At 66.1% G+C, this 12,574-nt stretch carries 13 protein-coding genes; 7 read left to right on the top strand and 6 right to left on the bottom strand.

The window, feature by feature from the left end:
• Positions 1–119 precede the first annotated feature (119 nt).
• From XI04_RS25770 to XI04_RS25755, 4 genes are all read left to right on the top strand, one after another.
• Positions 120–347 carry a hypothetical protein gene (locus XI04_RS25770; protein WP_028139887.1) on the top strand — a complete coding sequence of 76 codons (228 nt, stop codon included), beginning with the start codon at positions 120–122 and terminating at the stop codon, positions 345–347.
• Positions 348–602: 255 nt separating this feature from the next.
• Positions 603–3,365 carry a DUF2235 domain-containing protein gene (locus XI04_RS25765; protein ID WP_097668977.1) on the top strand — a complete coding sequence of 921 codons (2,763 nt, stop codon included), beginning with the start codon at positions 603–605 and terminating at the stop codon, positions 3,363–3,365.
• Between the two features lie 151 nt (positions 3,366–3,516).
• Positions 3,517–4,200 (top strand): response regulator transcription factor, encoded by a 684-nt coding sequence (locus tag XI04_RS25760; protein WP_028139885.1) that lies wholly within the window; start codon positions 3,517–3,519, stop codon positions 4,198–4,200.
• A complete protein-coding gene (locus tag XI04_RS25755) occupies positions 4,197–6,143 on the top strand; it encodes a sensor histidine kinase (RefSeq protein ID WP_271609211.1) in 1,947 nt (648 codons plus the stop codon). Before XI04_RS25760 ends, XI04_RS25755 begins: the two co-directional genes overlap by 4 nt.
• Positions 6,144–6,280: 137 nt before the next feature.
• On the opposite strand, the gene XI04_RS25750 is transcribed toward XI04_RS25755, so the two are convergent.
• A complete protein-coding gene (locus XI04_RS25750; RefSeq protein ID WP_018316308.1) occupies positions 6,281–6,571 on the bottom strand; it encodes a hypothetical protein in 291 nt (96 codons plus the stop codon).
• 237 nt (positions 6,572–6,808) lie between these two features.
• On the opposite strand from XI04_RS25750, the gene XI04_RS25745 reads away from it, so the two are divergent.
• Positions 6,809–7,033 (top strand): hypothetical protein, encoded by a 225-nt coding sequence (locus XI04_RS25745; protein ID WP_028139882.1) that lies wholly within the window; start codon positions 6,809–6,811, stop codon positions 7,031–7,033.
• A 59-nt stretch (positions 7,034–7,092) separates the two neighbouring features.
• Here XI04_RS25745 and XI04_RS25740 read toward each other — a convergent pair whose 3' ends face one another.
• Complete coding sequence (locus XI04_RS25740; RefSeq protein ID WP_028139881.1) at positions 7,093–7,515, bottom strand: GFA family protein; 423 nt, start codon at positions 7,513–7,515, stop codon at positions 7,093–7,095.
• A gap of 216 nt (positions 7,516–7,731) precedes the next feature.
• Complete coding sequence (mddA, locus tag XI04_RS25735) at positions 7,732–8,520, bottom strand: methanethiol S-methyltransferase (RefSeq protein ID WP_028139880.1); 789 nt, start codon at positions 8,518–8,520, stop codon at positions 7,732–7,734.
• A 133-nt stretch (positions 8,521–8,653) separates the two neighbouring features.
• Here mddA and XI04_RS25730 point away from each other — a divergent pair, with 133 nt between their 5' ends.
• A complete protein-coding gene (locus tag XI04_RS25730) occupies positions 8,654–10,201 on the top strand; it encodes a winged helix-turn-helix domain-containing tetratricopeptide repeat protein (RefSeq protein WP_038948573.1) in 1,548 nt (515 codons plus the stop codon).
• Between the two features lie 21 nt (positions 10,202–10,222).
• Here the strand turns inward: XI04_RS25730 and irr are convergent, their stop codons facing one another.
• Positions 10,223–10,708, bottom strand: coding sequence for a Fur family transcriptional regulator Irr (gene irr / locus XI04_RS25725; protein ID WP_271609210.1), 486 nt, complete (start codon positions 10,706–10,708; stop codon positions 10,223–10,225).
• Positions 10,709–10,895: 187 nt separating this feature from the next.
• Here irr and XI04_RS25720 point away from each other — a divergent pair, with 187 nt between their 5' ends.
• Positions 10,896–11,207 carry a hypothetical protein gene (locus tag XI04_RS25720; RefSeq protein ID WP_095425200.1) on the top strand — a complete coding sequence of 104 codons (312 nt, stop codon included), beginning with the start codon at positions 10,896–10,898 and terminating at the stop codon, positions 11,205–11,207.
• 3 nt (positions 11,208–11,210) lie between these two features.
• Here XI04_RS25720 and XI04_RS25715 read toward each other — a convergent pair whose 3' ends face one another.
• Together XI04_RS25715 and XI04_RS25710 are read right to left on the bottom strand one after the other, a co-directional pair.
• Complete coding sequence (locus XI04_RS25715; RefSeq protein WP_271609209.1) at positions 11,211–11,780, bottom strand: DUF2147 domain-containing protein; 570 nt, start codon at positions 11,778–11,780, stop codon at positions 11,211–11,213.
• A gap of 32 nt (positions 11,781–11,812) precedes the next feature.
• The gene (locus tag XI04_RS25710; protein WP_038971893.1) at positions 11,813–12,475 is read right to left on the bottom strand and encodes a DUF3313 domain-containing protein; all 663 of its coding nucleotides are present in this window, start codon (positions 12,473–12,475) and stop codon (positions 11,813–11,815) included.
• Positions 12,476–12,574 lie beyond the last annotated feature (99 nt).

The following is a 12,574-nucleotide window of genomic DNA, read 5'->3' as shown; positions in this document are numbered from 1 at the left end:
TTCGTCGCAAGAGCTCCTCACAATGACGAGGAGGAGAGATTACGCGTCTGGAGGCGTTCGACTTCGCCGCGCCAGTTCCTATATCCTATGGCAACCGATCTGATGCAGCGGACAGTTTGATGGCCAGGACACGCAGGACGGACGCCGACGATCTCCCCCGCTATTTCGTCTGGGTTCGGGGGCTCGAAGGCCCCGAGCCGCAGAAATGGATGGCGATGGATTTCGGCGTCGGCGACTGGAAGCGGCCGCTGGTGCTGGCCTATCTGGAGCTGCCGGCGGACGAGCGCGATCTGTCGCTGTCGCTGTTGGCGCGGCGCTACCCGCCGCCGCGGATGGATCTCTCGTAACGGCATCAGCCCATCCAGCACAAGTCTGTCGCCACGGAGACAGCGACCGCTGGAAACAGCCCCGCCGGATCGCCGCTGCCAGCCAGCGACGACCCGACACGGCGACGCCGCATGATCCCGCTTGCTACCTCAGCGCGACTGTGCGCAGAATGCACCTGTATTTTCATGAGTCAGAGATTTCAACCACTGATTGATTCTGGGGTATGATGCCCGGTTTGGCCTGACGCTTTCCTTGTCGAATTGCCGGAGGGGCCCATGACGCATCATGATGTCGGGGGGAACGCCGATTCTCCGAGGCCGGAACGCGCGCCCAGCGACAGGGATGGGAATGCCGGCGGGAGCGCGAGCGCGGCCCTGCCAAGACGCAAGCTGGTGCTGTTCGCCGACGGCACCGGCAATGCGTTCACCACGCAGGAATCCAGCGTCTGGCGTCTCTATGAAGCCCTGGACCATACCCAGCCTGATCAGATCGCGCATTACATCAAGGGTGTCGGCACCGCCGGCTGGGCACCGCTTGCCGCGCTCGACGGCGCCACCGGCATCGGCGTCCCCGGCAACGTCCGCAAACTCTATCGCTTCCTGTGCTGGAACTGGCGACCCGGCGACGACATCTACATCTTCGGCTTCAGCCGCGGCGCCTTCACCGCGCGCACGCTGGCGGCGCTGATCTCGAGCCAGGGCCTGGTGCCGGCGGAGATCGACGACACGCCGGTGTCGCATGCGGAGATGGGGCGCAACGTCAAAGCCGCCTGGCGCGAGTACCGGCGCGAGACCGTGCCCTGGACCAAGAGCCTGCCGACGATCTGGGTCACGCGCTGGATCCGCGATTTCCTGCTGTTCGTCTATCACTGGCTTTGCCGGCACCGCAGCTACGCCGAGGTGCGGGGCAAGATGAACGGGCGCAGCGAGGTCGAGATCGCATTCCTCGGCCTGTTCGACACCGTCGAGGCCTTCGGCGTGCCGGTCGAGGAGCTCCGCCTCGCCGTCGACTGGGCGATCTGGCCGATCTCGTTCCGCAATCACCGGCTGTCGCACAAGGTCAGGCACGCCTGTCACGCGCTCGCACTCGACGACGAACGCACCACCTTCCATCCGCTGCGGATCGACCAGAGCCATCTGGCGCAGGGGCAGATCGTCAAGGAAGTGTGGTTCACGGGCGTCCATTCCGATATCGGCGGCGGCTATCCAGAATCCACGCTGTCCTTCGTGCCGCTGGTCTGGATGGTCGAGCAGCTCGGCGATCGGTTGCGCTTCCAGGACGGCGAGATCGAGCATTTCAGGGAATATCAATCGGCGCTCGGACCGCGGCATGATTCCCGCAGCGGCGCAGCAGTGCTGTACCGCTACGGGCCGCGTCCGATCCTCGGCGGCGACGTGAATGGCGGGCTGCCGGTGGTGCACTTCGCCGTCATCGAGCGCATGCTGCTCGGCTGCGACGATTACGCGCCCATCATGCTTCCGGCGAACTGCCTGGTGCTGCTGCCGGACGGAACGAGGTTGCCACTGCGATCCGAGGGAGAGACCAAGGATATCGACGAGCAGCATGCGCGCGAGGCTCTGAAAGCGGCCTATCTGGCAAAGGCGACGGGCCCTCGACGCGAGCAGGAGGCGAAAGCCTTTACCGCGATGAGCACGCCTGACGCCACCATGTCGAGCCTCACGCGCGACACCGTGTGGTGGCGGCGCGTCGCCTATTTCTCGCTTTTGTTCATGGCCGGCGTCATCGCCGCCTGGCCGTGGATCGCGCACGCGCTGGTGCAGTGGTCCGAAGACCGCGCCCTGGAGGGCACCGGCGCACTGTCCTTCATCACCAATATCGACTGGGTGATGGGCGCAGTGGTGGCGCCGCTGACCAATCTGCTGCGAGACGTGCTGCCGTCCTATGCGGCCCCCTGGCTCAACATCGCGACCTACTATCCCTTCCTGACGTCGATCGTGGTGATCGTCACCTGGTGGATCTGGCACAAGAACGGAACGTTGCGTGACGACATCGAGGAGCGGGCGCGTCTTGCCTGGAACACGTCGCGCCGCAGGGCGAGCATGAAGCACATCGACAAGCCGGGGCCGTTGATGCGGTTCGGACACTGGATGCGCCTGAATGCCAGCCCGGCGCAACGCGTCATCACCAGGGGACTGGTGCCGGCGGTCTTCCTGATCGCGATCTTCGGCTCGGCCGCGCTGATCGTGTCGAGCAGCCTGTTCACCGGTCGTCTCGCCCTCGGCTCGGTCTGCTCGCCGCCTACGGTCAAGGGCTCTGCCGCGTTCCAGACCGGCACGCCGGTGACGGACGAGCCGGTCGACGCGCGCGCGCTGTTCGACACCAGGGACTTTTGCTGGTGGAGCGGGCTCGCCGTCGAGAAGGGCCGCAAATACCGCGTCTTTCTCGAGATCAAAGAACCATGGTTCGACCGCACCATCATGAGCGGCGCGAACGGATTTGCGACCTACGAGCCGCACCACTACGTGGCGCTGCCGGAGCGTCGTCTGTTCGCGGCGGACTGGTTCCAGCCCGTGGTGCGCGTCGGCAGCAAAGGCATCAACGACCTGCCGCTCAAGGCAGTCAACGTGATGCCGGCCGACGAATTTCCCCGCCGCATGAAGCCCACCCTGCCCGCGGAGGACGACATCAGCAGGAGCCGCAACAGGTACCCCGTGCGGCTCGACGACACGGCCGAGTTCAAGGGCAGGCTCGACGGCCTCGGCAAATTCGAACCGATTCCGCCGGTCATGCTCGCCGAGGCAGGCCAGGCCTGGACGAAGCAGCTGTTGACCGGCCGCGTCGTCGCCGAATTCGTGGCGCCCGAGTCCGGCGAGCTGTTCTTCTACGTCAATGACGCCGTCCAGATATTCCCGCGGCTGCTTCCGGAGTCGTTGGTCCCGTCCTGGCTCGATGCGATCCAGGGGCCGCACGATCTCTTCTACCGAAACAACAGCGGCACTGCGAAGATCAAGGTCCAGCGCCTGCCGGCCCCACCGATGCCGCCGGACAAGCCGGCATTACCGCTGGCGAGCAACTGAGGTCCAGTGGGGACGCAGCGTCGGAGCGCTCAGCGCCGCGACTTGGACACGGGGCATTCCCGCCCCCATGATTATGGGTGTCGCTGCCCGCGTCCGGCGGTTAAACTTGCCCTTGCGCCGCGGGGGACACGCGGGTCGCGGGACCATGATCATGACCGAACAGGGCGAGACGGGTGAACCCATCACCATCCTCCTCGTCGAGGACGACGCGCCGACCTGCTGGCGGCTGCAGGATGCGCTGGTCAAGGCCGGCTACGAGGTGCGCAGCGCCGGCACGCTCGGCGAAGCCCGTTCCGCGCTTGCCGGCGGCGCGCCCCGCGTGCTGCTGACCGATCTGCGCCTGCCCGACGGCCACGGCATCGAGCTGATCCGCGAGATGAGGCAGCGCTTCCCCGACACCGAGATCATGGTGATCTCGGCCCTCGGCGACGAGGAGAGCGTGATCTCGGCGATCACGGTCGGCGCCACCGGCTATCTGCTCAAGGACGCCTTCCCCACCGACATCGCCACCACCGTGCGCGATCTGGTCGCCGGCCATTCGCCGATCTCGGCCTCGATCGCGCGCTTCATCGTGCGCAGAACCCAAGGTGCCGTGCCAAATTCGGCGGAGCCACCGCCGGGACCCGTGCTCAATACGGCGAGGCTGACCCCGCGCGAGATCGACATCCTCTGGGGCATCGCAAAAGGCTTCAGCTATGCCGAGATCGCCAGCCATCTCGGCCTGTCCAAGCAGACCGTGCCCGGCCATATCAAGAACATCTATCGCAAGCTCGAGGTGCACACGCGCAGCGAAGCGGTGTTCGAAGCGGTGCAGCAGGGCCTGATCAAGCTGTGAGCGAGATCGCGGCCAAGGCACCTACAAGGGCAGCTCCGAAGGAGCCCACGCGGCCGCGGCGCCGACTGATCGCCTCGCGCCTCGTGCCCTATCTGCTGCTGCAGGCGCTGATCGTGATCGCCACCATTCTCGGGCTGCGGCTGCTGCAGCCGAACGACCCCGACGATTTTGCGCTGAGCGGATTTTCGCTGCGGCAGGACGGCGTGACGCTGCCCGTGAACCTGCCGCATTTCACGGCGTCGCGCTATTCCCTGGACGACCCGCCGATCTACACCGGCAGCTTCACGTTCCGGCGCGGCGAAGCGGCATCGGGATGGTCGGTCTACCTGCCGCGCTTCAGCAACGCGGTGGAGGTCGCCGTCGACGGCGTCGTCGTGCTCGATTCCCGGCGCGACGCCAACGCCAACCGGCCCGACCGCAACACGCCGCAGATCGCAGCGATCCCCGCCTCACTGCTGCGCGAGGGCGCCAACGAGATCACGGTGCGCCTGTTCGTGTGGGGACCGTTGAAGGGTTTTCTCGACACTGTCTATGTCGGGCCGGATGCCGCCTTGCGGCCAGCCTATGAGACGCGGACGCTGCTGTTTGTCACCCTGCCCGTGGTGTTTTCCGCCTGGCAGTCGATCCTCGCCGTCATCCTCGCGATCATGTGGCTGATGCGGCGCCGCGAGCCGGTCTATGGCGTGTTGGCGGCTGCGATGGTGCTCGGCGTGGTGCAGGCCTACGTCCCGCCGCCGGTGCCGCCGGCCGCCACGTCGCGGCTTGCCGCGGTGCTGCTGGCGTCCGCGCCGATCGAGAGCGCGTTGGTCGTCATGTTCGGCGTGCTGTTCTTCGGCTGGCGCTGGCCGCGCTACGGCATGCTGCTGTTCGTGCCGGGCCTGGTCGTGTTCGTGGTCGGGCTGATCGGAGGCCCGCCGCTGCCGCGCATTCTTTTTCTGGTGCTCGGCATCCCCACGGTCGGGCTTTGCCTGGTTCTGATGGCCTGGGTGACCGCGACCGCGGTCGTCCGGCGGCAGGACGCGGCGAGCTTCACGATCGGCTGCGCCGTCACCATCGTGCTGGTCTGCTGGATCCAGGACATGCTCACGGTGCTCGAGATCGTGAGCAACGATCGCATCTTCGTCTCGCGCCTGTCCTATTCGGCGATGCTGGTCGCGATCGGCGCGGGACTGACCTGGCGCTTCGCCCGCGCGCTGAACCAGGTCGACAGCTTCGCCGGCCAGTTGGTGACGCGCGTGCGCGAGGCCGAGGAGCGGCTGAAGGCGAGCTTCGTCCGCGAGGAGGAGCGCGCGCGCGCCGCCGCGCTCGCCAATGAGCGCACGCGCCTGATGCGCGACCTGCATGACGGCCTCGGCGGCCAGTTGGTCAGCATCGTCGCGCTCTCCGAGCGCGGCCATGAGGGCGCGACCATCACCGACGCTGCCCGGGCCGCGCTGAAGGATCTGCGCCTCGTCATCGATTCCATGGACGACATCGGCGGCGACCTGATGCTCGCGCTCGGCTCCTGGCGCGAGCGCGCGAGCGCACAATTGCGGCCGCACGACATCACGCTCGACTGGCGCGTGGCGACCCCGCAGGGCCTGCCGCTGCACCCTGAACTCAGGCCATGGCACGTCATCCAGATCGTGCGCATCCTCGACGAGGCCGTGACCAATGCGGTCAAGCACGCACAGGCACATCGCATCGCGGTCACCATCGAGACGCTCGATGCAAGCGAGGGGCCGTACGGCCTGATCAGCGTGACCGACGACGGCCAAGGCTTTGCGCTGGCCGGCCATGACGAAGCCGGGCGCACCGGCCAGACCGCGCGCGGCTTGCGCAACATGAGAAATCGCGCCGCGCGCTGCGGCGCGCTGCTCGACCTGAGCTCCGATGCTTCCGGGACGCGCGTGCGGCTGCAATTGCCGCAGCGTTTTCCCGACAGCGACGCGGCTGCGGGCTGAAAAGCCCCCTCTCCGAACGTGTGGGACGCGCGGAGAGAGGGAACGGGCCGGGTGATTTGCCGGCGGAGGACGGGGGGGGTCGTCCGCAGAGCGCCCTGGGCCCGAGGCGATGCAATCAATTCAATCGAATGGAAATATCAGCGCACGCCGACACGATTGACCGGGCCGCCGCGATTCATCGGCGTTCCCGCGCGCACGCCGACCCCGGGCGCGCCGACGCCGGGTGTTGCGACCGCGGCCCTTGCGACCGGCGCTCCCGGCGCGACCACCACCGCCGCCGTCGGCCGCACCACGCAGCCCTTGGGCACGCCGACCGTCTTGCAATAGACCACCGCCTGTGCCGGGCTCGTGCCCAGCGATACCATCGCCGCGCCGGCCAGCGCCATGACCGTCAGCCCCGCACTCAGCGCTCCAGCTCTCTTCGACATCCTTTGCTCTCCTGCTTCCCGTTCGGCGTCCCGATGCAATCACCGGGTTTCGCAGCCGAGGTGCAGCCTGAATGACAAAAGACGGCGCGCGGATACATGCCATGAAGATGGGGGTCGCTGCGGCCGGGACACCGGGCCGACGCCATGAACATGGCATGGACCCGTGCACGGCCTTCGCGAGATGGTCCGGCCCGATTGATCCCGGTCGGGACAACGTCGATTCCAGAGAGGTGCTTTATGAAGATTTCAGCTGTTGCCGCGCTGCTGCTCGCCGCTTCCGCCCTGCCCGCTGCTGCGCAATCCGGTCCATCGGTCCAGGAGCAAATGGCCTGCCGTGGCGATGCCAGCAAATTCTGCGCCGAACATATCGGCAAGCCGCCGCAGATGAATGCCTGCCTGCGCGAGAACAAGTCGAAGCTCTCGGACAGCTGCCGCAAGGTCGTCGAATCGCGCGGCGGCTAATCCGTTATCCTTCTCTACAAAGAGGGCGGCGCGTTGCCGCCCTCTCGACACCGGCGCCGCTACTCCTGCATCATCTCGCCGCTGCCGCCGAACTCGGCCGGAAAATCCTTCAGCTTGGGCAGGCCGTCGCGCATCGGCAGCACGGTCTCGGCATAGTTGACGTGAACGCCGGGCGCGAATGCGAGCGTCGGGATGGTGGCGGTGAAGACGTCGACCAGTCCGAGCGGCGGATGGTTGGTCATGAGATGGCCGCCGCACTTCTTGCAAAATTTGCGCTCGCTGAGCGGCGTCTTGGCAAACGTCTCGACATTCTGGGCGCCTTCGGTGACGCGCACGGCTTCGGGCTTCCACAGGCTGAAGGCGTTGACCGGGCCGCCCGACCAGGAGCGGCAGGAACGGCAATGGCAATAGCCCATCGCCTCCGGTGCGCCCGTGACCTCGATCGTGACCGCGCCACAGAAGCAATTTCCGACATGTTTCATTTGGTCGTCTCCGTTTGATGAAGAGGAAGAAATCCTCTCCCCGCTCCTCGTCCACAATATGTCGGGACCGATGGGAATGTGGGGAGAGGTGTCGGGGTGAAGGGGGACATCACCCCGGGGGACGTTGAGGGGACGGGCGTGCGAGATGCTCGCATACCTCAGTTGGCGCGGCCAAGCGTCCTCCGTTCGGCGGACGCGCGCGGTGCCGCGCCGAGGCTAGAGTGACCGGCGCCAGGGAATAAGCATCGACACCCGTTGTTTGTACTGCCGGTACTCGTCGCCGAAGAGAGCGACGAGGTCGTGCTCCTCCAGCGCGATGCCGACGAAGATGTAGAGCGTGGTGACGACCGCAAACAGCAGATGCCCCGCGGTCATGGTCGGCGCCGCCCAGAACGCAATGATGAAGCCGAGATAGATCGGATGGCGGACGAAATTGTAGAGCAGCGGCGTCCTGAAGCGCGGCGGCGTCATCTCCTTGCCGACCAGATGGTTGGTCACCTGATGCAATCCGAACAATTCGAAATGATTGATCAGGTAGGTGCTGGCGAACACCAGGATCCACCCGGCGAAGGACAGCGTGACCAACGTCACGGCGAGATCCGGGTTCTCGACATTCCATACGATCGCAGGCAGCGGACGCCACTGCCAGAACAGGAGCAGCAATGACAGACTCGCGAACAGCACATATGTCGAGCGCTCGACCGGCTTGGGGACGAACTGCGTCCACCACGCCTTGAACTGCTTGCGTGCCATCACGCTGTGCTGAAGGGCGAACAGCGACATCAGGAGGAGATTGACGATGACGGCTTCGGCCGTCGGCGTGTCGGTTCCGGTATCGATGGTCTTGGGCACCACCAGCCCCATGACGAAGCCGATGGCGTAGAGAATGGTGACGAAAAACACGAGATATGCCGCAATTCCGTACAGAAAGGCGATGAACTTGAAAATGCGTGAGCCCGCAACCTCCGGGCTGATAGAATGAACCTGGTGATCAAGTTGGGTCATAGAACGCTCCGTTGTGCCGAGGCATCGGCACTGTTTGGTCTTCGCACCATGCCGGATCGGACGCCCCCAGACTTTCGCGGACGGTTGATTTTCGCCTGAGACGACTTTGATTTTTGCTTGAGACGACAGAAACGTGCGATTTCGCTTTGAAAACAACGTGCTCGACGGCGACCTGCGGGAACTCACCTGCGGCGGGGCAGCCGTGCCGTTGCAGCCGCAGGTGTTCGATCTCTTGCTCTATCTCGTCGCGCAACGCGCGCGTGTGGTCAGCAAGGATGACCTGATCAGTCAGATCTGGAGCGATCGCATCATCTCGGATTCGGCGCTGAACAGCCGCATCAACGCCGCGCGCAAGGCGCTCGGCGACGACGGCGCGACGCAGCGGCTGATCAAGACCATCCCACGCAAGGGCTTTCGTTTCGTCGGCGAGGTCCGGGAAGATGTGGCAGCGTCGATCGTGCCGGCCGAAGCCAGGCCCGCCCCCTCGCGCGTGGGGGACCGCCCGGCGATCGCGGTGCTCGCGTTCGAGAACATGAGCGGCGATCCCGCGCAGGACTATTTCGGCGACGGGATCAGCGAGGACATCCTCACGGCGCTGTCGAAGCAGCGCTGGTTCATGGTGATCGCGCGCAACTCGTCCTTCACCTACAAGGGGCGCGCAGTCCACCTCCGGCAGATCGCGGAGGAGCTCGGCGTCCGCTACGTCGTCGAAGGCAGCGTGCGCAAGGCGAACAACCGGGTGCGCATCACCGCACAGCTCAACGATGCCACGTCAGGCAGCCATCTGTGGGCCGAGCGCTACGACCGCGAGCTGGTCGACGTCTTCGCCGTCCAGGACGAGATCACCAACGCGATCGCTGCGGCGATCGAACCGCAGATTCACGCGGCCGAGAGTTTTCGCGCCCACCGCAAGGGACCTGCGAGCCTGGACGCTTGGGATTTCCTGATGCGGGCGTTGTCGCATTATTGGCGCGTGACCCGGCGCGATCACGAGGCCGCACGGACGCTGCTGGAACGCGCGATCGGGATCGATCCGAATTACGGTCAGGCGCTGTCGGTGCTGGCGGCGAATTACATGCTCGGCGTGCATCTCGGCTGGGCCGAGCTCGCCACCGTGGCGCCGGTGGCGGAAGCCGCCGCGCTGGCCGCGGTGCGCTGCGACCATGAGGATGCCTGGGCGCATGTCGGCCTCGGCAGCGTCTGCTTCTCGACACGCAGGCTTGCGGACGCGCTGTCCGAGTTCGAGCAGGCGCTCGCACTCAATCCGAACTTCTCGTTGGCGCAGGGCTATTACGCACTGGCGCTGTCCTATGCCGGGCGCTCGAAGGATTCGTTCGAGGCCGCCCAACGGGCGATCCGGCTGTCACCGCGCGATCCGTCGCTGGCGATCTATCACGGCATCGCGGGCTATGCGCGCTTCACCGAACGCCGTTATGACGAGGCCATCGCGCTGGCGCGCGAGGCGATCCGCCATCGCGGCGATCTCACCGGCGCCTACCGCGTGCTCGCGGTCTCCGCCGGCATGACCGGTGACGGAACGCTTGCGGAGACGGCGCTGGGCGAGCTCCGCCGCACCCAGCCCGACATCTCCCTGCACTGGATCGCGACGCAACTGCCGTGGGCCAATGACGGGGATCGCGAACACTATCTGGAAGGATTCCGGCGCGCCGGGCTGCGCTAGGCGGCTTCTCTTACCCCGGCGCTACGCGCGCTTGCGGCGCAAATGGACGATGACGTCGAGCCGCGCGATCTCGTGGCCGGGAAGCGCCTCGGGGATCTTGGTGAAGGCGAGACCTTCGGCGACGTCGACCAGCACATCCTCGCCTTCGAGATAGAAGTGCGGGTGCACCGATGTGTCGGTGTCGAAGAACGACTTGATGCCGTCGGCCGCGATCCGGCGCAAGAGGCCGGCCTCGGTGAATTGGTTCAGCGTGTTGTAGACGGTCGCGAGCGACAGATCGGCGCTCGCCGCCATCGCTTCTTCGAACAGGCTCTCGGCGGTGACATGACGATGGCCGCGCAGGAACAGCAACTGGCCGAGCGCCAGGCGCTGGCGCGTCGGGCGCAGGCCGGCATTGCCGAGCAATTGCAGACAATGCTGCACGCCCGCATCGGGCGGCAGCTCGAGGCCGGCGACATCAGGTCCGCTATCGTCAGCCGCAGGGATATTCGTGGCCTGGATGTCCATCGATCGTCTCACGCGTCTCACGGCTCAGGGGGGCAGGACGCACCGCGCCGGGTCCCGCCAGTTGCTATTCGATCGCAAAAGCGGCGGCCTGGCTTTGATCCGGATCAAATTCGAAAGCCGTCTCTGACCTATCGCAAGGCAGCCGGGTTTATTCCCGGCCAGAATGGCTGATATCGACGAGGTTCAGATGTCCAGGCCGGTTCCCGACAAAGCAGAGATCGCGCTCGAATATCCCGACAAGTTCTATGTCGGCACCTTCGAGCATTCGTCGCGGTTCGAGGCGCGGCTCGATGGCAGCGGTGTTGCGCTGGTGCTGCAGCATCCCGGCGCGGCCGACGAACGCAAATCGGTGCACCTGCACCTCAATTTCGGCCTCCTCGCCGGCATCCTGCGTGAGCTCGCCGTCAGCGTCGCCGCCCTCCCCAAGGACGACATCGCACACCGCGAGCAGCTCGCGGACGCGCTCGACGAATTGCGCCGGGCGCTGCGGACCTCCTGAAGACTACTTCGCTTTGGCCTGGATCGGCCTCGGGGCCGGCACCGCCGCCCATTCCTTGTCGGCGCGCGGGCCGTTGAGATCGCCGGTCAGGCCGACGAGCTGGCCGGGCAGAACGTCGAGGGTCTGCTGCCAGGTCTGGGTCTGGCACAGGAATTTGATGAGGCAGCCCTTGAGCTTGAGGCGATCAGGCGACTCGCGCCAGATCGACACCGAGTAGGACTTGCCGTCCTCGGCGTTGTAGATGTCGCCGGCGAAGCGCCCCTCGGGCGTCGCCTGCAGACCCATGATGAGCTGGTGGCCGAGCAATGTGCGGGCGCGCTTGTCCGGATCCGGATTCTGGCTGTCGCGGTAAGGCTGGCCGCGCTTGTCGGCCGCCTCCTTCATCCAGACGATGAAGCCGCAGAGGCGATCGCGAGAGGGCCCGCACCGCTCGAGGCGGATTCGGGCGCGGCCGTCCTCGACCAGCCAGGTGCCGCTCGGATCTGTCGGCGTGACGGCGCCGGCGCGGCCGCCAAACGCCAGCATCACGATCGTGATCGCGATGCGCAGCAGGAAGCGAAGCAAGAAGTTCATCGGCAGCACCTTTCGTTCAGTGGATCGCGGCGTCAGTTCAGCTGCGCCATCAGCGCGTCGGCGCCCTTGTCGAGGCCCGCTGTGGCGGCCGCGAGCGCGCCGGCGGTGGCCTTGATGTCGTAGGCAGCGGGGTATTGCTTGGTGACGTAGGCGGAGAGCAGCCGCGAGGTCGTTGCGTCGAAGATCTCGACGCCGTAGACGACCGAGCCGGTCATCGTCCCCTCGCCGTCGCGCGCCGCCTGCACGCCGTTGTAGACGGCGCCGGCAAGGTCGAAGCGCGAGAGCGTGCCGAGCACCGGCGTGTTGGCGACGGCGCCGGTGAGTGTCAGCCTGATCCGCAGCGTGTTCGGCCCGGGCTCGCGCACCAGCACGAAGCGGCCGCGCAGCCGGTCGGCGAAACAGTTCTGCATGTAGGCAGCGAGCGTCGCCTTGTCCTTGCCGGACATGTCGCCGAACTGATGATCCCGGCCACGATAGACCACGACGGGATCGAGGATCACTTTGCTATAGATGCGCCAGTCGACCGGCGTGGAATAGCGGTAGGGTACGCGGCCGGAGACGTCCGATTTGTCCGGCGCCATGTAGGCCGAGGACGCCATCTCCGAATAGGGTACCGGCGCGATCGACGCGCAGCCGGCCACGGCCACGCAAAGCACCAGCGTTCCCAGACCGCGCACCGCGATCGAGCGATTCATTCCAGACTCCTCTTGGCACTGTTCTGGCGATGGCGACCGCAGCCACGTCAAGGACCGGACGCGGCTGCGGGGCTCACCATTGCCAACCCTCGGCTTCGT

Source organism: Bradyrhizobium sp. CCBAU 11430 (assembly GCF_028128855.1).
GTDB lineage: Bacteria > Pseudomonadota > Alphaproteobacteria > Rhizobiales > Xanthobacteraceae > Bradyrhizobium > Bradyrhizobium ottawaense.
This window is presented reverse-complemented; position numbering and strand designations above follow the sequence as displayed.